This is a genomic window from Pseudoalteromonas luteoviolacea CPMOR-1 (assembly GCF_001625685.1).
GTDB lineage: Bacteria > Pseudomonadota > Gammaproteobacteria > Enterobacterales > Alteromonadaceae > Pseudoalteromonas > Pseudoalteromonas luteoviolacea_K.
The window spans coordinates 23724-45318 of record NZ_AUYC01000033.1 but is presented as its reverse complement, the minus strand read 5'-3'; the positions used below and the strand labels follow the sequence as shown (position 1 = coordinate 45318).

Genomic DNA, 21595 nt, shown 5'->3' with positions numbered 1-21595 from the left:
AGATGCGATGCGACTTTAAGTCCAGCATGAGCAAGTGTTTAGGATGGTTTTTGCGATTAAGGTCTAAGACCAAGCTTTCAGGCTCGCTTTGATAATTTATTTTCGTTCACGATAAATACCGTGATTTGCATCAAAACAAACACTCAGTGCCAGCCTCTTGATGCCCTGGTATCTACATGATCAGACATAGACACTGTAAAACGATAAAATACTGGCAGCAATCGCTGCCAGATACATTTTTATTGTGAACACTTCATTTTTAGCGTTATTTTTGTTTTTTCCAAAATCAGTCCCAGTTAAAAAGCACTAGGACCAACAAAGAATTAAAACATCACACCGCCATCACTGTAATAGTAAGTTGCGTCAGCACACCAATTTACATCTTTCCATGTGTAGTCTTTATAATAAATTCTATCTACACACCCTGTTACTTCACCTTCACCGCTGCGCACATCGACGATACAAGTGGTTGATGTACATGTGCCGCCTCTGACATTGCGATATTGACCTCGGAATACCCAATCAACTCTCGCAACCGGTTTTGAGGCGTTTACTTTAAACACAACTGCAGGCGCAAAACCTGGATAGTGCTCGCCACCCCAACAATTGCCTTGTCGATATTGATCATAAGCCATCGTATCGACATAACAAGATACAGAGCTCGCAAAGCTGTTGAACGATAAGACGCCAGCAGCGACTGCCATAAAATATCTTTTTTTCATTTTAAATATTCCTTATATACCTGTTAGATTGTTCACAATTGATAAACACAATTGCTACAATCAATGTATGAAAAATATGCAACTTTGCCAAGTCTAAGTGCGCAATTTATGAAAAAATTTATCGCAAGATCAACAATTCAAAGGCACTTCCCCCTCTCTTTGAATGAATAAAAAACAGCTAAAATAGGATATAAAATTAATTTTATTTATTTACAAAAAAACAATTACGGTCATAGAAATATAATAAATCAATTTAAATCAGCGCATTTACCCCCCATAAAATAGATCAAGAATATAAAATATATTTTAATTTAACTAAATTTAAAAAAGCACAACTAGATTGGCACCTTACTTGCTTATATACTATAAACAGTTTCAATCTATAAAAATTAACAAGGAAAATGTTATGCAACCTATCGCTGGTGGTTTAATGGATATCTATTTTGGCTATAATGGTCGGGTAGGTGATGTACAAGGAACAAAAAGAAGTATACAAGAATTTCAACAACTTGCTAAAACGTCTGACACCCCGGAGCAAAGGGAAAGATATGCACAAGCAGCCTTGCAGCTAAAAAATGAAGTTTTGCCACAAATGCAAAAAGAAATGGAGCAACTAGGAAAGCAGCTTGGATTAAAACCTGGGCAGTTAGGTTCAGCAATTAATAAGGAAGATTTAGTCGCTGATAATTTGTCTTTAAAAAGGGGACGAAGTGATATACTATCTTTTGTAACTGCTTATCAACCTGGCAGTTATTATTCAAATAAAACATAAAGGAATTATTAATGTTGAAAAAAGGTATTTTAGTCGCATCCGCCCTTTTAAGTCATGCAGCGCTAGCAAATATTCAAGTGACTGTTGAAAATGATTATCGCAGTGGAGAAGTCGTATTAACCAGTAAAGATGTGCAAACTTCGAATTACTACCCAACTCCAGCAAGTACGATTCGCGCAAATTCTTCAGAACGCTTTGACGTACAAAGTAACTACCCTACAGTCGTACGTTTGGTAGACTTGGAGTATAGCTTCGGTACAAGTTCAATCTCACCAAGATGTCACTTCCGTTTTGTTATCATGAAAGACTACAGAAGCGGCAAAATGCTTCCGCAAGAAGTCATTGCAGAAAGTGAAGGCGGCTCATACCGTGATAAAGCGGTATGTTCTGGCAAGCTAACATCTTTCAACTTAAACACAGGTGATGCTGCGGTAACATTCTCAATTAACCGCCGTAAGTTCTAAACAAGCTATCTTGCAAAGTAATAAAGCGCTTACATCTAGCGCTTTTTTAGCTCCTTTTCAGTAAAATACAACTCGGCGATAAAGAGGCTCACAGACCACCAGCTAAATCAATAAACGTGCCTGTTGCATAACTTGCTTCATCTGATAGCAACCAGGCAATTGCGTTAGCGACTTCTACGCTGGTACCCCCGCGTTTTAGTGGTAACAAGTCTGATACTCTATCCACACGATTAGGTTCACCACCATCCGCATGAATATCGGTATAAATACAACCTGGACGTACACCATTGACGCGTATTCCCTCTGCTGCCAGTTCCAAAGATAAACCTTTCGTAAAGCTATCGATGGCGCCTTTTGACGCTGCATAGTCCACATACTCATTCGCACCGCCCAAATAAGATGCTGCCGATGACACATTTACAATGGCACATTGCTGGCGTGTATTACTCTGGCGCATATGCTTAATCGCCTCACGTGCACAGATAAAATATGGCGTCACATTTTGCGTTAGCATCCAATTAATACGCTCAGCAGTCATTTCTTCGACCCGCATTTGCCTGGTCAAGACACCGGCATTGTTGACTAAATGAGTGACAGGACCAAAGTGCGTATGCACAGTTTGAAACAGCTCGACCACTTGTTGCTCATCACTCACATCAGCCTGAAAAAGCGCGGCTTTACCACCAGCAGATAAGATATCATTTTGTACCTGCTCGGCAGCTTGGTGATTTGATTTATAGTTAATGGCAACAGCATACCCTTGCTGCGCAAGCTTCTTTGCTGCTGCAGCACCAATACCTCGACTGCCACCCGTGATCAATACAACTTTCATATGTACTCCTTAATATAAACCTGCTATGCCAGTCGTTCTGATGAATATATTCACACACTAAAGTGCACTCATACCGTAGCAATAATGCATTCACAGCAGGAATAAAATTCCAAAAGACGATAAAAAAACAAAGCATCAAACTCACCATCTAGTGTATAACCTAACATAGCCCTCCATTTAAAGTCTTTATCGATGCGTGAATGAGTTCGCTAACGTACTGCTAAACTTAAGTAAAAATATCCTTTTAAAACCCTTCATAAAAAACATAAAAACGGCTTAAATATTTTTATTAAAAAAATAATAAAAACAACGAAAAACATAATTTAATAAATTATCACTATTTAAAAGCAATATTTTTCAAATAGAATAATTTTCTTTAATAAACAAAGGAAATTAATATGAAAAAATTAGCTTTAGCTGCTTCTCTTGTTTTGTTCTCGAGTTTATCTCAAGCACAATCAACAACCGTTATAACAGCCGATAAGGTAGTAAAGGAAGTACGTGTCGAAGTATATCACGGTAACGCTTACTATTACTTCGCGTCAGTAGACAGTAATGAAGCTGACAAAAATGGCTCCAATACAACGTGGGAAGCGCAAGGTTGCCCAACTGCAATTTACGCATATATTCCAGCAAGCTCACCTGGTGCTGAGCGTATGTTTGATCTCGCTATGCATTCTAAAACAACCAATACCCCGATTCAGTTCCATGGTATCTGTGGTGATAACGAAGGCGAAAACATCTATATTCAAGCAAAGTACGCGACATTCTAATCGCTATTTTTCACACGAGCCGCATCAAGCGGCTTGTTGTTAACTCTGTTATAATATGATCATCTACACAGCTCAAAGTAACTGGGTAAGCGCTCTACCTGTAAAGCGACATGGTATGAGGACATCCATATCTAAGTTCTTTATCTCAATGATGCCTTCTTTAACTTGCTGCGTATGCTTGCACTTCGTTAAAGCATCAATACCTCGCCTCCTAACGGTGCTCAATACAACTCTCATATCTGCGCCTTATCGAAATCCTTATTCAATAAACTAGAAAATAATTATGTATCAATATTAAAAATACCACATAAAGTAACAGACTGCTTTTGAGAAGATGAGTAAACACTGTCGTTAAATAATTTAATTACTTGTTCTGATATTTATTCATCTGACCGAAAATAAAAAAGGAGCCTTTCAGCTCCTTTTTTAACATTGCATCTATTTAGTCAATAAACTTAGTCGGTGCCGGTGGCACAACAAGTTTCTTTTTAGGGTTTTCATCAAGCTCTTTTAGTAGCTCTTTCACCGCACGCTCTACAGACGGATCTTGACCTGCTTGGATAAGCTCAGGGCGATCAATCACTTCGATATCTGGTACAACCCCTTCATTTTCGATGATCCAGTTGCCGTCATTATCAAGAATACGGAATGTCGCCGCAATCACCTGACCACCGTCAACTAAGTATGGATTACCAGAGATACCAATTAAGCCACCCCAAGTACGAGTCCCGATCAACTTACCTAGACCCGCTTGACGGAAGTAGTAAGGAATAGCATCACCACCTGAGCTTGAGTAGCCATTGATCAGCATGGCTTTTGGTCCATCATGAGCAAACTGAGGCGTTTTCGTTGGTGTCACACCACGACGCTTCCAATAGTTTAAAGGCTTACGTGCTAACCACGTGATCACGTGCTCAGGAATAAAGCCACCACCGTTATAGCGGTCGTCAATGATCAGGGCATCTTTAGTCGTTTGCGGCATAAAGTTTTTGAACATCGAACGGTTACCTTCGTATGCCGTGTTTGGCAAATGAACATAGCCAATACGTCCGCCAGATAACTCATCAACATAGGCTTTACGCGTTTCAACCCACTGTAAGTAACGTAGACCGATTTCACTCTTCACCGGCTTAACAGTTACTTTCCAGCTATCATCAAAGCTTGTTGATTTGCTTAGAATAAGCTCAACTTGCTCGCCTTGCGTATTTTCTAGTAGCTCATAGAAGTTACTGACTTCATTTACGTTGCGACCATTAACCGCCAAGATGAAATCACCTTCACTTGCACGTACACCCGTTTCATCCAGTGGAGAGCGGAAGTCTTCGTGCCAGTTTTCGCCTTTAAAGATATGCTTGAGCGTGACAAAACCAGAAGGGTGGCTTGCCACTTCAGCACCTAGTAGGCCATGCTTTTTACGCTCGCCTTTTGGCTCATCACCTGATTGCACATAAATGTGGCCTGCATTGATTTCACCAGCAATTTCACTCAACACATAGTCAATGTCTGTGCGGTGCGCTGCTGCATCGGCCATAGGTTGGTAGCGCTTCAAGATTGCATCCCAGTCTTGACCGTGGTGATTTGCGTCATAGAACCAATCACGCAATGTACGCCAACCTTCAGTGTACATTTGTGACCACTCAACACGAGGATCAATCTTCAAGTTCATTTTACTAAGATCAAGTTGATTCGCTTTCAGATCTTGCTTCGCTTGTGGTTTGATCACACTGTACTTGCTGCCTGCACGTGCAATGACATGCTCACGATTAGCAGAGACTTTATACTCGCTCACACCTTTTGCGACAGTTTTAACTTTGCCATCAGCCTTGTTTTCAACCAGCTTCAGTGCGCCGCCGCTCAGTGTTAACACGCCGCCTTTCACGCCAGTCAGTGATGAATAATTGCCAGCAGGTGCAGGTAATGAGACGACGCGATCCATAAAGCCGTCGACTTGGATGCTGGTGTCCAGCTCTGTCTTCTCTTCTGACCCTTTATCGTCACCGACAATTTGTGTCTCATCACTTTGTAACGTATTGATAGGTTGAATGCTATCGTTCACCGCTACCGAGTAAATACGTGTCGCTTTATTAAATAGATAATCAAACTCATACGAGCTAAATGCTAAATTAAAGTCACGCTCCGAAGTGAAGTAAATGTACTGGCCATCTTCAGAGAACGTTGGGTTTGACTCAGACGTCATATCGTCTGTTAAGCGGCTTAACTTTTGAGACTCAACGTTATAGTGCCAAAGTGATGAATAACGGTTTTGGTTATTCTTAACAAAGACTAAATCTTTGCTGTTTGGTGACCAAGTATATTGTGTAATGCTGCGCTCATCGTGCAGACCACGGTCAATCTTGTGTAACTTGCCGCTCTCAACATCCAACCACCAAATAATATGGTCTTTGTCTGCAAACAATAGCTTGGTATTATCTGGAGACCAGATAGGATCGAAACGCCAAATTGTGCCATTGTTAGTTAACTGCTTCACCGCATTGTTATTGGCACGATCTTTTATGTAGATCTCATACTCGCCCGTTGCATCACTTAAGTAAGCAACATAACGCGCATTTGGCGACCAAGTTGCTGCGATTTCACGACCCGCTGGTGTATGTGACAAATTACGTGTTGGGCCATTTTTCACCGGTACTGAGAATATCTCACCACGGGCGGTAAATACCGCACGTTTGCCATCGTGTGAGATATCCATTGAATCAATGAACTTGCTCACATTTTTAGTGTAAGGCAGTGCCGACTTACGTACACCATCGACATTGATAGTCAGCTTTTCGGTCATTTTATTTGCTTCATTGAAGCGATATAAGTAACCACCGTTTTCATAAACGATTGAGTCAGGACCTGCTGATGGCCACAATACATCAAACTCTTTATGGTCCGTCATCTTAACTGGCTTTTTGCCTTCACGATATTTGTAAAGGTTAAGTGTGTAATCTCTATCAGAGACAAAGTAAATGCTGTCATTCACCCAAGTTGGCTGCTGATCAGTTGCACGGTGTGTCGTTAATTGCTTAGACGTATTCTTGTCTAAATCATAGACCCATACATCTTGCGCACGACCACCACGTGAACGCTTCCAAGTACGGAACTCACGATCAATTGGCGTGTATACAAACTTACTACCATCACCCGACAGCATACCGCCGCCACCTTCAGGAATGGCAAGAGGCTGCTCAAGGCCACCTTCTACCGGTACCATATAAGGGCGGCCCATGCGTTTGCCCCAAGGTGTACGGTTAGCACGGAAAACAATATGCTTGCCATCTGGTGTCCAGTCTAATACACGGTAATCAAAACCACCACGAGGCGGCATAGGACCGACATCATTATAATAAGTCAGTTGCTTTAGACCTGAGCCATCACGATTAATCACATAGATTTGACGGCTACCGTTATATTCAGCGGCAAAAGCGATTTTTTCACCATCAGGTGAAAACTTAGGGAAAGTTTCGAAACCAACATGATCCGTTAAACGCGTACTTTTGCCTGTATTTGTATTCGCAACATAGATATCGCCAGAGTACACAAAAGTAACGTGCTCTTTATGGATATCAGGGAATCGTAATAAACGGGTATCTTCAGTGCTGTAGGCGCTCGCTAAAGGGCTTGCTAGCGGCCCAAGCACAGCAGCCATCGCTGCAAACAAGTGCTTAATTTTCATTATTATCTCGTATATAAATTTGACTGTTACATGATAACAATTTCACTCATAAAGTCAGGTTGATGCGATAAAAAGCACAAAAATACCCACCAAATTAAACTGAAAAATCGTCACAAAATGTAAATTGTCGAATATATGACTCACATAGCAGCGTGAGTCATCACTAAGATAGGTTTAGTTATGCGGGATCGTTATCAAAACGACTGACATTAAATGGTGTCAAATCAATTGAAGTAGGCTGATTGGTGACAAGTTCTGTTATCAATTTACCTGTAATAGCCGACGTCAAAATCCCCGTCCTGAAATGACCACATGCATTAAGATACCCTTCAACACCAGACACTTTACCTAAAATAGGCAGCTCATCAGGCGTGCCTGGTCTAAGTCCAGCCCAACAACGCTTGATATTAGACTCATTGAGAATCGGTAAGCACTTCATTGCCCCACGGGATAATTCTTGGATCTTATCTAGGCTATTGGTGGTATCGAACCCTTTTTCTTCCGTGGACGAGCCTATCAAGATCTCTCCATTGTCTTTTTGCGCGATATAACAATCACTGGTGCTAATACAACCATTCATAATCTTTGGCATACGTTCAGACAACACAATTTGCCCTTTTACCGGATAAACGGGCATATCTTTGCCTGTCGCCTGTTTATACAGCCCATTAGCCCATGCCCCCGTTGCATTAACGAGCGTATCAGAGCGCAATTCTCCTGCATCGGTTTGCAAGCCCATCACTCGATTTCCCTCTTTCAATACTGACTGTATTTCAGTATTTAAGAACAGCTCAACACCATTTTGCCTTGCAGCTTCAGTATATGCTTCAACCAAACGATATGGATTCACTTGGTGATCGCAAATAAAGTCAATCGCACCAATGGCATCTGGCGTGACATAAGGCTCCTCAGCTCTTAATTGTTCAGCACTCAACCAACGGATCTGATCGCTTAAATGAGGAATACCACTGACAATTTGGTCGGCATACAACTCATCTTCACGGTTATACATAATAAACTTGAGCCCAGTACGTTCAAATTTAAAATCAACACCATGCTTAGTACGCAGTTCTTCATATAGGCCTGGATACATAGCATTGGATTTGAGTGCAAATTCAAAAAAACACTCTGGTAATTGGTGCGGACGCATGGTTGGCACTTCTTCACCTTTGGCTTCACTGTGCAGCTTAGACAAAGTTTTAAAAAATATAACACCGCAGCCGAGCCCCACTGACTCACCAATAGCCCATAATCCACCGGCTGACGCCCTCGATGCATTACCAGGCTTTTTGATATCAACCAACGCAATCTTCAAATCCGTGTCACGACTTAAAAAGTAAGCACACGCAGCACCCACAGCACCGCCACCAGCAATAACAACATCATACTTGTTCATTTAAGTTTTCTTCCATAAAAGTAAAAGGGATAGGATCAAGTGGGAATCGAGGTTTTATGACCCCTGTATTTTTGTCATGCCCTGCCTGATGAAGTAAATCTAGGGCGTAGCTACTACACGTTTTCCCCTGACAATCACCCATACCTATCCGAGTGCGCATTTTAAGTGTTGTCATGTCTTTTACCCCCTCAGCGATGGCATCGGTGAGTTGCTTCTTGGTCGCCTGTTCACAGCGGCACACAACCGTATCGTCTTGAGGTAAATCCAATAAACCCGTTTGACGGGAACTAAAACGGTCAAAGCCAAATCGGAAACGCTTGATACGTGCATGCTTGCGCTCTATTTTGCGCTTTTCTTTTTGCATAACAGCACTCTCTAGCAGGCCACGTTGATGTACAATATGTAACGCTGCTATCTGCCCTTCGCAAATCGCGGCATCGGCGCCTAACAACCCGCTGCTATCCCCGACCACATACGTATTTTTTTGACTACTTTGATAACTACCATCAAGCTTGGGTATGTAACCACTTACTTTAGAATAATCATGCTCAATACCAAGTAACATCGCAAGCTGAGTACGCGCAACAAAGCCATAGCCGACGCCAATCGCATCCACATCTAATGGCTTAGCCTGATTCATATTAGGACGCCATTGCTCATCATATGGCGCGACAAATACTTGCTCTAGGTATTTATCCCCTTGCGCACTCACAATACCGTGGCCATAGTGAAAAGGAATTTGATGCTTTTTCAAGTAGCTCATCATACTTAAGCCATTGAGCGTCAATTTGGGTTTATGTAATAAGGCCACCGCTTCTTTGGCTAGCTTGTTGAAGGCGCTCGCTTCGTACACTCCCACCACATCAACGCCCGCTTTATGCAGCTGACACGCCACCAAGGGCAGCAATGGACCTGTGCCCAATAGCGCCATTTTGCTGCCAGGCTTTACTAAACCGCTTTTAATCTGTAGTTGCACACCACCTAGCAAAATGACTCCCGGCAACTGCCAGCCAGGAAAGGGCACACTGCGTTCATGACAGCCTGTTGCTAAAATCAAATCGTTATACTTTTGGGTTGTCAGCCCTCCGCCTTCACTGAGTAACAAATGCTGTTTACCCTCAGGGCCGAGTACACGGGTTTGTAACTTAAGTTCAATAAATGATTTGTGCTTTTCATAACGAGTACGCAGTGCACTCATAGCACGCTGTAAATTATCGTCCAAATGCGGCAGGGTAGCTGTATTTCTAAGTGGCCCACGGTATATAACGCCCCCTATTTTAGAAGTCTCATCAATGATAATCGATGGAATTTGGTACTTGCCCAACATAGCCGCCGCTGCCGTCCCCGAAGGCCCACCTCCCACAATTACAACAGGATTAGACTTTTTCATGATCAATCCCCACATCTTTAAAACGGTTACTCAAAGTTTCGACCTGCATGTTAGGCTCCACTAAGGTCTGACATGCTCTTTGCTTGTATCGTTTATTCACTTTGACATGGCAGCAATGGCAAACGCCCATTGCACAGTACCCACCGGTGATCACTTTTCTGTCATTTTCACAAACTTGCTTAATATTTGCTGCCTGTAATACCGATAGGACAGTTTCACCTTCACAAGCGGTGATAGGCTGTTCATCTATGAGAATTTGAAATGTAATTGAGTCTAAAGGCGTAATATCCTTTGTACGCGTCGCTGTTGTCATTTTTTTACCTTTCATTGCCAAATATTCTGCCAGCCTAGGGTAAAAAACTGCCAATAAAAACCTATTTTTTACAACAGTTAAATATTTGTTGATCTAAATTAAGGAACTGCGAAAAAGCGCCCATTTGTAATGTCGTGTAATTTATTTTTCTTAAAAAATGTGAATGAAAAGAATTATAAAATCCAATATTTTTTCACTAAATTAGTGACTTAAAATTAATTGGACTGACCAGTCATGCAATAAATATCAACATAACAAGCAGGATATCACGTACGGAAAAATAACTAGAAAGGTGTGTAAAACACCATTCAATGTTAATTTTTTGGTAGAATTGTCACCCCTACATCTTCTTTTACATGTTCAATCACCATATAAGTATGGTTTGTGCCAACACCCGGAATTTCGACTATTTGCCCAAGCACCTCACGATACTGATGCATATCAGAGACCCTTATTTTTAGTAAATAATCAAACCCTCCTGCGACCATGTCACATGCAACCACATGGGGGATCTCTAAAACATGCTGTTTAAAGGTTTCAAATACAGACTCTGTTGAACTTTTTAGTGTTATCTCAACATGGGCGACCAACTGCTGCCCTAGCTTCTCAGCATTTAATCTTGCGGTGTAACCTTCTATATAGCCTTCTGACTCTAGCTTCTTCACCCTATCTAAGCAGGGGCTGGGGCTTAAATTGACAGCTTTTGCCAAGTTAACATTTGAAATTCGGCCATTTTTTTGCAATTCCTCTAAAATTGCATGGTCGATCCTATCTAAGATACGTGTTTTTATTGAAGTGGTCATACAGTATAAAATTCTGCAAGAAGGTCTAATCTCACTCAAATTTACCGTAATTCAAAAAAATAAGACAGCACATTCTGCTGCACTTTCTATACAATGCTCGAAAATTATTATGGATGTCCCTTTTTTATGATGTTTGTTTCTACGAACAAAGGGGCTAAAATTTAACCACCGCAAAATTACGCAGCCTTCATTTAAATAATGAGGCAAGAAAGCAATTCCAGCCTTTGGCTATGCTTTCTGTAGTATTTAGGTTTTCAATAGAGGGTTTAACCTATGCTATTTCAAGGCGACTTAACAACCCAGTGTCCGATCCGTCAAAAGATCCGTGACTTCTACCGCATTGATGAAGAAACTGTTATCGATCACATTTTACCATTGGCTGAGGTCGGTGTTTCTGCCCGTACTCGTGCATGGGAACGTGCTCGTCAAATGGTACTAAATATCCGTAAAGACCAGCACGGTCAAGGCGGTGTAGACGCATTACTAGAAGAGTACTCACTGTCTTCCGAAGAAGGTGTTGTACTCATGTGTTTGGCAGAGGCACTGTTACGTGTGCCGGATGCACAAACGCAAGACATGTTAATTCGCGATAAGCTTAGCAAAGGTGACTGGAGCTCGCACTTAGGCAATAGTGATTCACTATTCGTCAATGCGTCAAGCTGGGGCCTACTATTAACCGGTAAAATGGTTAACTATGCTGATAAGAATAAAGAAGAGCAATTTGGTTTATTAAAGCGCACTATGGGCCGCATTGGTGAGCCTGCTATTCGTAAATCAGTGCAATATGCAATGAAGATCATGGGCCAGCAGTTTGTTATGGGCACCACGATTGAAGCGGCGCTTGAGCGTGCCAAAGAAAAGGAAGCCACAGGCTACGCATACTCATACGACATGCTAGGTGAAGGCGCACGCACCATGGCTGACGCCGAGCGTTACTTCAACAGCTACATGACGGCTATCCACGTGATTGGTAAAGCAGCTAATGGCCGTGGTCCAATTAAGAGCCCGGGCATATCTGTAAAACTATCTGCTATCCACCCACGTTATGAATTTACGCACCGCGACCGTGTGATTGCAGAGCTTGTACCTAAGCTTAAAGAACTGGCACTTGCAGCAAAGCAGTATGACATTAACTTCACAGTAGATGCGGAAGAAGCTGACCGTTTAGATATCTCACTCGATATCATTGAAGCGGTGTTCTCTGATGATGCACTAGGTAACTGGAATGGCTTTGGTCTTGCAGTACAAGCATACCAAAAACGTGCTATTTGGGTGATTGACTGGCTTGAAGCGCTATGTCGTCGTGTTGGTCGCAAGATGATGGTTCGTCTTGTAAAAGGGGCTTACTGGGATACTGAAGTTAAGCTGACGCAAACTGATGGTCTTGAAGACTTCCCTGTATTTACACGTAAAGCAACGACTGATGTTTCATATAAAGCATGTGCTATCAAACTAATGAATGCACGCGATGTGATCTTCCCTCAGTTTGCAACGCACAACGCTTATTCTGCGGCGACTATCCTTGAACTTGCCAATGGCGAATTCAATAACTTTGAGTTCCAGTGTCTACACGGCATGGGTGACTCACTGTACAACCAGGTAGTAACAGAAGATAAAGTACAGTGTCGCGTATACGCACCTGTTGGTCAGCATGAAGACTTACTTGCTTACCTTGTTCGTCGTTTACTTGAAAACGGCGCAAACTCGTCATTCGTAAACGCGATAGTTGATGAGTCTATGCCTGTTGAGTCACTACTTGAAGATCCGGTTGAAAAGATCCAACGTGTTAAGCACAAGCGCAACATGCAGATCACAATGCCTATCGACCTATATGGCGAAGAGCGCAACAACTCTAAAGGGCTAGATTTAACCAATATCAACCACATCACGCCAATGCGTAACAACTTACAACAGTGGGTTGATGATAACCTGATCACTGCAGCGGATGTACCTGAAGGCCACGAAGCAGTATTGAACCCAGCAAACCACAGCGAAGTTGTTGGCTCTATCCGTCACCAAGACGCACAAGAGATGCAACAACTTGTTGCTAGCGCAGAAGCCGCTTTTGCCACTTGGTCACAAACACCAGTGAGCGAGCGTGCTGAAATTCTGCGCCGTACGGGTGATGCACTTGAGCGTCATCGTGACGAACTTATTGCGATGTGTATCAAAGAAGCGGGTAAAATCACCCAAGATGGCATCGATGAAGTCCGTGAAGCAGTTGATTTCTGTCGTTACTACGCAGCAAAAGCAGAAGAGCTTGCACTGGATGAGCGCTTTAGCCCACGCGGTGTGATCTTATGTATCAGCCCTTGGAACTTCCCACTGGCAATCTTCCTAGGTCAGGTTGCTGCTGCTATCGTTACTGGTAACACTGTTATCGCAAAACCTGCTGAGCAAACATCACTAGTTGCGCTTCGCACCATTGAGCTAATGGAAGAAGTCGGATTACCAAAAGGTATCGTACAGCCTGTTATTGCTCGCGGTAGTGAAGTTGGTAAGCACATCGTTCCTGATACACGTATCCAAACAGTCATGTTCACAGGTTCTACTGAAACGGGCACACGTATTTCACAAACATTGGCTGAGCGCGGTGGCGATCAAGTTCCACTGATCGCAGAAACGGGTGGTCAAAACTGTATGATCGTTGACTCAACAGCACTGCCCGAGCAGGTTGTTGATGACGTTATCTCTTCAGGTTTCCAAAGTGCTGGTCAGCGCTGTTCTGCACTACGAGTACTGTTTGTACAAGAAGAGATCGCAGACAAAGTGATCAACATGATCAAAGGTGCAATGCAAGAGCTTCATATTGGCAACCCTGCACACCTGTCTACTGATGTGGGCCCAGTGATTGACCAGAAAGCGTTGAACGCACTCAATGAGCACGTTGAATACCTAAAAGGTAATGCAACACTTCATTATGAGTGTTCACTACCAGATATGGGTGATAATGGTCACTTCTTCTTTGCGCCACGCTTATACGAGATCAGCGACTTGTCAGTGCTGAAAAAAGAAGTATTCGGTCCATGTGTACACGTGATCCGCTTTAAAGGCAGTGATATCGATAATGTGATTGACCAAGTCAACAGCACTGGCTTTGGTCTAACCATGGGTATCCACACACGTATCGAAGAGCGAGCAGAATATCTTGCTAAGCTATCTCGTGCCGGTAACATCTACGTCAACCGTAACATGATCGGTGCCGTAGTCGGTGTGCAGCCGTTCGGTGGTCGTGGTCTATCTGGTACAGGTCCAAAGGCAGGTGGTCCAAACTACATTGCCCGTTTGGTCAAAGAGAACCAAGCAGAGCAAAACATCCAAACAACTAACGTTAAAGTAGATAACGAGGAGATCACAGCTTACCAAGGTGCACAAGAACAAGTATCACGCATGATGTCGCTATCTAAGCGTGATGAGAAAGCTTGGCGTGCAATGCCATTAAACGACCGTGTTTCAGCGGTACGTCAGCTACTGGCTAAACTGGCTAAAGTGGAGATCCTAGATCAGCTTGCTGATGATTTAAACAAAACATTAGCGGATGCGCGTGAGCAACTTATCCGTGTTGAAAAGCGTTTAGATACTGTGATTGAACTGCCAGGACCAACGGGTGAGTCAAATACATTGCGCTATGAATCCCGTGGTTGTGTCGTGTGTTACGCAGATAAAGACACCTCTTTCAACTTCTGGGTACTCTCTGTGATCACGGCACTGGCAGCTGGTAACACGGTTATTACGGTTGTTTCTGACTTGTTCCATGAAGAAGCGATTGCGTTTAGAGACAAGCTACTAAGCAGTGGCATTGCTGAAGGCGTACTGCAAGTTGCTAAGCTAAATCAACTACCTGCAATCTTAGCCCATGAGCACCTAGCAGGTGCCGTGGTTGGTAATGGCTGTGAGCGTAAAGGCTATGTCAGTACACAGCTTGCTGCACGCAGTGGCGCTATCTTGCCAGTGATCAGCGCTGAGTACTACGATACGTTACTAGGTCGCTTAGTTACCGAAAAAACAATCAGTATCGATACAACCGCATCTGGTGGCAATACGTCACTGATGACATTAGTTGAAGATGATGCATAATTAACGCATCTAAAACGATATATTGAGAAGCCAGCGTATGCTGGCTTTTTTATGTTCTGCGACTTATCAAGGTCAACTTGATGATAATTGACACTTTCTGAAACAAGCTTATTGCATTATCCGTAAACAAAATTAACCTTTGTAAGACATAAATTACAAACTTTCACTTTGATTTGCAGCAAAACTATTTCAATTTTTAGCAGAGCGGTATATTGTGCCTGTTTCTCTCACAAATATAGGGGCAATTTGTGCTTAATAATAAAACGCTAGGCAGCATGCTCATCGTGGCTGGTACAACGATTGGCGCAGGGATGCTAGCATTGCCTATCGCATCGGCAGGACTTGGGTTTTCAACATCACTCATTTTGATCATTGCAACTTGGTTGCTCATGACCTACACCGCCCTGCTTATGCTCGAAGTACACCAATTCGCAAATAAAGAAGCCACACTCAATACATTAGCAAAACAGATCTTGGGTAAAAAAGGTCAATACATCGCAAATTTTTCGATGATATTTCTATTTTATGCGTTATGTGCTGCCTATATTGCCGGTGGTGGTGCTCAACTACAAGAGAAGCTCTCTGCCGCAACGGGTATGGATATCGCACCACAAGTCGGTTCTGTGGTTTTAGCGCTCACAGTCGCCACCATTGTCGCACTCGGCACGAGCACAGTCGACAAACTCAACCGCGTCCTGTTTACTATTAAAATTATTGTACTTGCTAGTTTATTCTTCGTACTGACGCCTTATGTACATGGCCAACACTTATTGAACATGCCAATGGAGCAAGGCCTTATCTTATCGGCTATTCCTGTTATTTTTACTTCATTTGGGTTTCACGGCTCCATTCCCTCTATCGTCAAGTACGTAGGCTTGGACATCAAAACATTACGCCGTGTGATGATAGCTGGTGCTTCTTTACCATTGGTCATATACATCTTTTGGCAATTATTAAGCCAAGGCGTTATGGCACAAGAGGCCTTAGTACAAAGCGCCGGTTTACCAGGGTTTGTCAACGCTATTTCCAATATCGCACATAGCAGTCAAGTACACACCTTTGTCACCATTTTTGCAGATCTTGCGCTTGCAACTTCTTTTTTAGGCGTGAGTCTTGGCTTATTTGACTTTTTTGCTGATGCCTTCAAACAACAAGGCTCTGGACGAGATAGAGTAAAAACCGCTTTAATCACGTTTACACCGCCTCTGGGTTTTGCCATATTTTACCCTCAAGGGTTTATTATGGCACTCGGCTATGCTGCCATTGCGTTGGTTGTATTAGCAGTATTTTTACCTGTCGCTATGGTTTGGCAACAGCGAAAGAATCAACATTCAGGCTATCAGGTACAAGGTGGCAACTTTGGTCTCCTTTGCGCTGGTTTATGTGGTGTGCTTATCATCTCTGCACAGGGTCTTCAAATGTTTGGCCTGATCCCTTCACTCGGTTAACACCACGCATATGCCCTAGATCAAGCACGTTGCATACGCTAGGGCATCATCACATTTCATCACTACTACTTTTTACAATTCATTTGTCGCTTTCAAAATCGACTTATGAATATAATTAGCTCACTTACCAAGGAGTTAATTATGAACAAGGTTACATTGGCAGTTGTGCCTTTACTGCTGTTGAGTGCGTGTGGCAGTGAGAATGGTACGCCACTGAAAAAGAATAATACTGCGCAAGATAATCCCCCCACCAGCGCAAGCACATCACAAGATTGTGGAACAGAATTTTCTGCTGAACGCTCAATCAACAAACTCGAATTTAACAGCGTATTTTGGCAATCAAGTAGCGATGCTTTGCAGTCTAAACCTGAGTTTAGAGTCTATGCCGATAAAAACTCACTAGGTGCGACACATACCATTTCATCCGATGTTTCCCAGTGTGTATTAGCTGCTAATATCTTTGGCTCTGGCAGCGCACAAGCTTGGCAAGGGGACAGTAACGCTTCTTTTAAACAAGGCGAATTAGTTTATTATTCTCCAGAGCTTATCTTTAAAACAGCACTACCAGAGGTAAGCTCTCTAAAAGATTGGCGTAACAAAGGGCGCCCAGAGACGCTCAGCCAACCCATCGACTCGGTTAATTTTACTATCCATTACCGAGATCAAAATAATAACCTCATTACATTCGGTGAAGACAGTACAAATACAAGCACAATCACTTTGGCATGCAATAAATCAACTTTCGATTTAACGTTAAAAATGCAGCCCGTTGTGATGAGTGCACAACAGCAACTTGATCAGGCTTATTGCGAAGAAGTCCAGGTAGGGTTAGACACTGAGTTGCATTGCTTATCTGTAGGAATTAGCCAACTGACCGGACTGGAGCAGTGTACATTTGAGCAGACCAAAGCAATATTGCCAGATCAGTCAGGTAATAAATTCATTGTTGAAATTTGGGGTGGATTGCAGTTTAACGCACAGGATGCCGAGCTAACATTAACTGGTATTAAACTCTAACCAGCTAACAAACGAAAAGGCTCATTCTTTAATGATTCAATGAGCCATTTTTCCATTTGATTTTCTGGCTAAAGTGCCAAATTAATGGAGCAAAACAAAGAACAATTGTCACTGTATTTACAATGGGTAATACTGATTTATATAAATACGTTGAGTAACTCAGGTCCATAAGATGTCTATCGACCAGACGGAAAAGCTGTAATACTGGTGCCGGTAAAACGACTAATTGCACCATGATACTTTGCCACATATACATCTTGTCTTTTAAAGCCCAGTAAGCAACGATGGCAATGAATACAATATCATTCAGCGCCCAAAAGATATACCGATAAACAATGCCGCTATCAAACGACAATATGGGCCCGTATGTAAAGTTCCCGACGACATAAAAAACAAGACAGAGAAAAGAATAGCGGAATGCAGCTTTATCCTTAATAACAATAAAGATACAGCATGCAACAAAGGCAAGCAGTGTTAGAGAGTCATCAAGAACAGTGATAAATGTATTATGAAACTCATCACTGTTCAAATAAGTAACTAGATCGCTTTTGAACACGTTAGCTCACTTAATCAGGCGAAAAAGTTATTTTTCTTCACCATTACCACCATCGCTGCCAGTTCCATTACCACCAGGCATATCGGCAAATTTATATAATTTAGACATAAAAAACTCCCTTATAATAAAAAACTAAAAGCTTTAGTACGTTAGCCCAAAACGCTGCTCGACGCAATCTTTTCTAGTTATTTTCCCTTCTAACTTCAATAGGATCAGACTCTTTCGCTTTACCTTGTAAAATAGAGATTTCAACACGCCGATTTCGTTTTCTATCTGTGTCGTTAGCATTTGGTACTAAGGGCCTAGTATCTGCATGGCCCACTACGACCATTCTATTTTTATCAAAGCCGCTAACGGTTTGCATCTCACTGGCAACCGCAACCGCTCGGGTCGCTGATAAATCCCAATTGTTGAAATACAGTTCATTAGATACTTGGAAATCATCTGTATGTCCTGACACAGTGATCTCGCCAGGGACATCTTTGAGTAACTCAGCAATATCATGTATTACCGGTTTAAACTTAGGCTGTAAAAAAGCACTGCCCGATGGAAATGAGCCATTTTCTTGGATGCGAATGATAATTTGTTGGCCAAGAGACTCTAGCTCAATTGCCCCATCCATAATTTGCTTTTCTAGCTGTTGAGAAATTTTCTTTACCAGCTCATTGACCTGTTCTTGATCAGCTGCCGAGACGGCTTGGGTCATTGACTGTTCTTGCGCTGTACTGGCTGATTCACCGCCTCGCTTATTACCACGTTGCTCTTGACGACCACCGGCTGAGCTCTCTTCCCCAGCTTGGAATTCTAACATTTGCTGTGTCATTTCCACAGTCTGCTGTTGGATAGTTTCAATCGGAGTCGGTTCTGGCTTACCTGGAGTAAACTCCATGGCGATAACACTGGTCCCCTTTGGGATGTCTTTTACTTCAATTTTATTCTGTACACCAAAAGCAAACTTCATTGAACCTGCAATTTGCTTAAACTTCAGAACATCCATCTCAGAAAACGCCAATAGTAGAACGAAGAAACACATCAGCAATGACATCAGATCTGCAAATGTCCCCATCCATGCAGGTAACCCAGGGGGCGGGCATTTACATTCGTTCTCGTCTGACATCAGTTACTCCTCACCACCATCACCACGTTTAGACTCTGGCAGGTAGTTTTTCAAAATACCTTCAATCACCTTTGGGTTTTGACCATCTTGAATACCCAAAATGGCATCTAAAATAAGGCGTTGATTTCTTTCTTCTTCATCTTTTCTGAGTTCAAGCTTCACTTGGATTGGAATGGCAACAACGTTCGCTAAAAAGGCACCATATAACGTCGTTAGAAGTGCAACAGCCATTGCTGGACCGATTGCTTTTGGATCATCCATGTTTGACAACATCGCAACAAGACCAATCAGCGTACCAATCATGCCCATCGCTGGTGCAATATCTGCCAGCGACTTAAACAAACCTGCACCAAGCTCATGTCGGTTAGCAGTCAGCGCAATATCTTTTTGCAATGTCGCCCTGACCACATCTGCATCGTGGCCATCGACTAACATATCAACTCCCTTTCTCATAAAAGGGTTTGGTATTTCAGCCTCTTCAAGCGCGAGAAAACCGCCTTTACGTGCAGAGTCAGCAAGCTCTACCGCTTTTTCAATCAGCTCTTCAGGCGTTTCAATTTTAAACATGAAGGCTTTGCCCGCGACCTTTCCTATGCCTAAAAACTGGGCAAGGGTGAAGTTAGACAAAACAATGAAGATTGAGCCACCGAATACAATAACAACAGACGGTGTATTGTAAAACATGGCAAGTTGCCCATCACTACTTAGTACCATAGACATGACAATAAGGCCTATAGCACCAATGATACCTATAACGGTTGCTAAATCCACACACCCTCCAAAGGCATTAATTCGCGAGCTATCACGCAGTTATTCTTATACGTTGAGTTATCGGCAAGTTTTCCAATAACTTAATTCAATTATATTAAAAAGCCTTTAAATTGCGAGAATTAACCCGAACTAACAGAGCAATTTCTCCACATTAGACCGTAAAAAGTCTATCAGATACTTTGACCTCTTTCTTTATAACCAATAAAATTGTCCTCCTAAAGTTTTGCTTGAGAGTAAAAAAAGATATGGCGGTCAAAAAACCTGAAAATATGAGCTTTGAAGAAGCTGTCAATGAGCTGGAGTCCATTGTTCAAGAAATGGAACACGGTGAACTGACATTAGAGCAATCGTTAAAGCAATTTGAACGAGGCGTCAAACTTGCTCAAGCGTCTAATCAAAAGCTTCAACAAGCAGAACAGAAAGTCAATATTTTACTCGCCAATGACGAAGCAAGCGCGCCAAGCGAGTTTACTGATCAGGTAGATTGATTGCGTGGAATTACATCAAAGACTAAGCATCGCTAAACACGATGTCGAACAAACAATCAGCGCCTACTTTGAACAAGATTTAGATACCGATCCGACCGCAAAAGCGGCGGCATTATACTCTATTAGCAATGGCGGTAAGCGTCTGCGCCCATTCTTGGTCTATGTGACCGGTGAAATGCTGGGTGCAGATATAAAAGATTTACATATTGCGGCAGCTGCTGTTGAGTGTATTCATAGCTATTCGCTTGTACACGACGATTTACCCGCAATGGATGACGACGACCTCAGACGCGGTAAGCCAACCTGCCATATTGCGTTTGATGAAGCGCAAGCTATTTTAGCCGGTGACTCTTTACAAACCTTGGCCTTTGAGTTTCTCGCGTCTCATCAATTCAAAGTTCCTGCCATCCAACAAGTTGCGATGATTAAGTCACTTGCAAAAGCGTCTGGCTTGCAAGGCATGGTAGGTGGCCAAGCTTTAGACATTGCCGCAACAGATAAGCAAACAAGTATTCAAGCGCTCGAGCATATACACAGATTAAAAACCGGCGCTTTGCTCAATTGTGCAATCGAGTTGGGCGCACTATGCGCTCCAAACATTACAGACTTAACACGTAGTCAATTAAAGGATTTTGGCTTAGCTATTGGATTGGCATTTCAAGTTCAAGACGACATTCTTGATATTGAGGGCGATACAAATACCCTAGGTAAACCGCAAGGCTCTGATTTAGAACATAATAAATCAACTTACCCAGCATTACTTGGCATGCAAGGCGCAAAAGAGAAAGCACAAATGCTGATAGACCAAGCACTTACAGCGTTAGAAAGTATAGACGCTGATACTCGCTTGCTGGCACAGCTTGCCAAGTACATTATTGCGCGGGACCATTGATTATCGCCTGAAACACATGACTATTTAATGACAAGTTCCCTTTAAATTTATAAAACTATCGGCAAGCTTTGTATATAATTGGGCAAGG

The 21595-nt window shown here is 42.5% G+C and carries 19 protein-coding genes; 8 read left to right on the top strand and 11 right to left on the bottom strand.

Annotated features, from left to right (window positions below; translation table 11 throughout):
• Positions 1-323: 323 nt before the first annotated feature.
• Positions 324-722, bottom strand: a complete 399-nt coding sequence (locus N473_RS14240; protein ID WP_063368497.1) for a hypothetical protein — start codon at positions 720-722, stop codon at positions 324-326.
• 406 nt (positions 723-1128) lie between these two features.
• Here N473_RS14240 and N473_RS14235 point away from each other — a divergent pair, with 406 nt between their 5' ends.
• Together N473_RS14235 and N473_RS14230 are read left to right on the top strand one after the other, a co-directional pair.
• Entirely contained in the window at positions 1129-1494 is a 366-nt protein-coding gene (locus N473_RS14235; RefSeq protein ID WP_063368496.1) for a hypothetical protein, read from the top strand.
• 11 nt (positions 1495-1505) lie between these two features.
• Positions 1506-1958 carry a hypothetical protein gene (locus tag N473_RS14230; RefSeq protein ID WP_063368495.1) on the top strand — a complete coding sequence of 151 codons (453 nt, stop codon included), beginning with the start codon at positions 1506-1508 and terminating at the stop codon, positions 1956-1958.
• Positions 1959-2046: 88 nt separating this feature from the next.
• Here the strand turns inward: N473_RS14230 and N473_RS14225 are convergent, their stop codons facing one another.
• Positions 2047-2790: an SDR family oxidoreductase gene (locus tag N473_RS14225; protein WP_063368494.1), complete on the bottom strand. Its 744-nt coding sequence runs from the start codon at positions 2788-2790 to the stop codon at positions 2047-2049.
• Positions 2791-3188: 398 nt separating this feature from the next.
• On the opposite strand from N473_RS14225, the gene N473_RS14220 reads away from it, so the two are divergent.
• Positions 3189-3563, top strand: coding sequence for a hypothetical protein (locus N473_RS14220; RefSeq protein WP_063368493.1), 375 nt, complete (start codon positions 3189-3191; stop codon positions 3561-3563).
• A 72-nt stretch (positions 3564-3635) separates the two neighbouring features.
• On the opposite strand, the gene N473_RS26255 is transcribed toward N473_RS14220, so the two are convergent.
• From N473_RS26255 to N473_RS14195, 6 genes are all read right to left on the bottom strand, one after another.
• The gene (locus N473_RS26255; RefSeq protein WP_155735617.1) at positions 3636-3800 is read right to left on the bottom strand and encodes a hypothetical protein; all 165 of its coding nucleotides are present in this window, start codon (positions 3798-3800) and stop codon (positions 3636-3638) included.
• 205 nt (positions 3801-4005) lie between these two features.
• Positions 4006-7239, bottom strand: coding sequence for a S41 family peptidase (locus N473_RS14215; protein ID WP_063368492.1), 3234 nt, complete (start codon positions 7237-7239; stop codon positions 4006-4008).
• 178 nt (positions 7240-7417) lie between these two features.
• Positions 7418-8635, bottom strand: coding sequence for an NAD(P)/FAD-dependent oxidoreductase (locus N473_RS14210; RefSeq protein ID WP_063368491.1), 1218 nt, complete (start codon positions 8633-8635; stop codon positions 7418-7420).
• Positions 8622-10025 (bottom strand): NAD(P)/FAD-dependent oxidoreductase, encoded by a 1404-nt coding sequence (locus tag N473_RS14205; protein WP_063368490.1) that lies wholly within the window; start codon positions 10023-10025, stop codon positions 8622-8624. Before N473_RS14205 ends, N473_RS14210 begins: the two co-directional genes overlap by 14 nt.
• Positions 10012-10338 (bottom strand): 2Fe-2S iron-sulfur cluster-binding protein, encoded by a 327-nt coding sequence (locus N473_RS14200; RefSeq protein WP_063368489.1) that lies wholly within the window; start codon positions 10336-10338, stop codon positions 10012-10014. Before N473_RS14200 ends, N473_RS14205 begins: the two co-directional genes overlap by 14 nt.
• Before the next feature lie 314 nt (positions 10339-10652).
• Positions 10653-11141, bottom strand: a complete 489-nt coding sequence (locus N473_RS14195; RefSeq protein WP_063368488.1) for a winged helix-turn-helix transcriptional regulator — start codon at positions 11139-11141, stop codon at positions 10653-10655.
• A gap of 273 nt (positions 11142-11414) precedes the next feature.
• Here N473_RS14195 and putA point away from each other — a divergent pair, with 273 nt between their 5' ends.
• The 3 genes from putA to N473_RS14180 all read left to right on the top strand — a co-directional run bounded on the left by putA (position 11415) and on the right by N473_RS14180 (position 17683).
• Positions 11415-15218: a bifunctional proline dehydrogenase/L-glutamate gamma-semialdehyde dehydrogenase PutA gene (gene putA / locus N473_RS14190; protein WP_063368487.1), complete on the top strand. Its 3804-nt coding sequence runs from the start codon at positions 11415-11417 to the stop codon at positions 15216-15218.
• Between the two features lie 248 nt (positions 15219-15466).
• Positions 15467-16666, top strand: a complete 1200-nt coding sequence (locus tag N473_RS14185) for an aromatic amino acid transport family protein (RefSeq protein WP_063368486.1) — start codon at positions 15467-15469, stop codon at positions 16664-16666.
• Between the two features lie 141 nt (positions 16667-16807).
• On the top strand, positions 16808-17683 hold the full coding sequence (locus N473_RS14180; protein WP_063368485.1) for a hypothetical protein: 876 nt from the start codon (positions 16808-16810) through the stop codon (positions 17681-17683).
• Positions 17684-17711: 28 nt separating this feature from the next.
• Here N473_RS14180 and N473_RS14175 read toward each other — a convergent pair whose 3' ends face one another.
• The 3 genes from N473_RS14175 to pomA form a co-directional block, all read right to left on the bottom strand.
• A complete protein-coding gene (locus N473_RS14175) occupies positions 17712-18239 on the bottom strand; it encodes a hypothetical protein (RefSeq protein WP_231099574.1) in 528 nt (175 codons plus the stop codon).
• Positions 18240-18420: 181 nt separating this feature from the next.
• Positions 18421-19356 carry a flagellar motor protein MotB gene (locus N473_RS14170; RefSeq protein ID WP_039608360.1) on the bottom strand — a complete coding sequence of 312 codons (936 nt, stop codon included), beginning with the start codon at positions 19354-19356 and terminating at the stop codon, positions 18421-18423.
• A gap of 3 nt (positions 19357-19359) precedes the next feature.
• Complete coding sequence (gene pomA, locus N473_RS14165; protein WP_039608359.1) at positions 19360-20127, bottom strand: flagellar motor protein PomA; 768 nt, start codon at positions 20125-20127, stop codon at positions 19360-19362.
• A gap of 245 nt (positions 20128-20372) precedes the next feature.
• On the opposite strand from pomA, the gene xseB reads away from it, so the two are divergent.
• Both xseB and ispA read left to right on the top strand, forming a co-directional pair.
• Positions 20373-20615: an exodeoxyribonuclease VII small subunit gene (xseB, locus tag N473_RS14160; protein ID WP_046356141.1), complete on the top strand. Its 243-nt coding sequence runs from the start codon at positions 20373-20375 to the stop codon at positions 20613-20615.
• 4 nt (positions 20616-20619) lie between these two features.
• Positions 20620-21507 (top strand): (2E,6E)-farnesyl diphosphate synthase, encoded by an 888-nt coding sequence (gene ispA / locus N473_RS14155; protein WP_063368484.1) that lies wholly within the window; start codon positions 20620-20622, stop codon positions 21505-21507.
• Positions 21508-21595: the final 88 nt, after the last annotated feature.

What these genes read in the sequence shown, in the direction of transcription:
- N473_RS14240 (WP_063368497.1), bottom strand. Translation starts at nt 722, where the DNA reads ATGAAAAAAAGATATTTTATGGCAGTCGCTGCTGGCGTCTTATCGTTC.
- N473_RS14235 (WP_063368496.1), top strand. Translation starts at nt 1,129, where the DNA reads ATGCAACCTATCGCTGGTGGTTTAATGGATATCTATTTTGGCTATAAT.
- N473_RS14230 (WP_063368495.1), top strand. Translation starts at nt 1,506, where the DNA reads ATGTTGAAAAAAGGTATTTTAGTCGCATCCGCCCTTTTAAGTCATGCA.
- N473_RS14225 (WP_063368494.1), bottom strand. Translation starts at nt 2,790, where the DNA reads ATGAAAGTTGTATTGATCACGGGTGGCAGTCGAGGTATTGGTGCTGCA.
- N473_RS14220 (WP_063368493.1), top strand. Translation starts at nt 3,189, where the DNA reads ATGAAAAAATTAGCTTTAGCTGCTTCTCTTGTTTTGTTCTCGAGTTTA.
- N473_RS26255 (WP_155735617.1), bottom strand. Translation starts at nt 3,800, where the DNA reads ATGAGAGTTGTATTGAGCACCGTTAGGAGGCGAGGTATTGATGCTTTA.
- N473_RS14215 (WP_063368492.1), bottom strand. Translation starts at nt 7,239, where the DNA reads ATGAAAATTAAGCACTTGTTTGCAGCGATGGCTGCTGTGCTTGGGCCG.
- N473_RS14210 (WP_063368491.1), bottom strand. Translation starts at nt 8,635, where the DNA reads ATGAACAAGTATGATGTTGTTATTGCTGGTGGCGGTGCTGTGGGTGCT.
- N473_RS14205 (WP_063368490.1), bottom strand. Translation starts at nt 10,025, where the DNA reads ATGAAAAAGTCTAATCCTGTTGTAATTGTGGGAGGTGGGCCTTCGGGG.
- N473_RS14200 (WP_063368489.1), bottom strand. Translation starts at nt 10,338, where the DNA reads ATGACAACAGCGACGCGTACAAAGGATATTACGCCTTTAGACTCAATT.
- N473_RS14195 (WP_063368488.1), bottom strand. Translation starts at nt 11,141, where the DNA reads ATGACCACTTCAATAAAAACACGTATCTTAGATAGGATCGACCATGCA.
- putA (WP_063368487.1), top strand. Translation starts at nt 11,415, where the DNA reads ATGCTATTTCAAGGCGACTTAACAACCCAGTGTCCGATCCGTCAAAAG.
- N473_RS14180 (WP_063368485.1), top strand. Translation starts at nt 16,808, where the DNA reads ATGAACAAGGTTACATTGGCAGTTGTGCCTTTACTGCTGTTGAGTGCG.
- N473_RS14170 (WP_039608360.1), bottom strand. Translation starts at nt 19,356, where the DNA reads ATGTCAGACGAGAACGAATGTAAATGCCCGCCCCCTGGGTTACCTGCA.
- xseB (WP_046356141.1), top strand. Translation starts at nt 20,373, where the DNA reads ATGGCGGTCAAAAAACCTGAAAATATGAGCTTTGAAGAAGCTGTCAAT.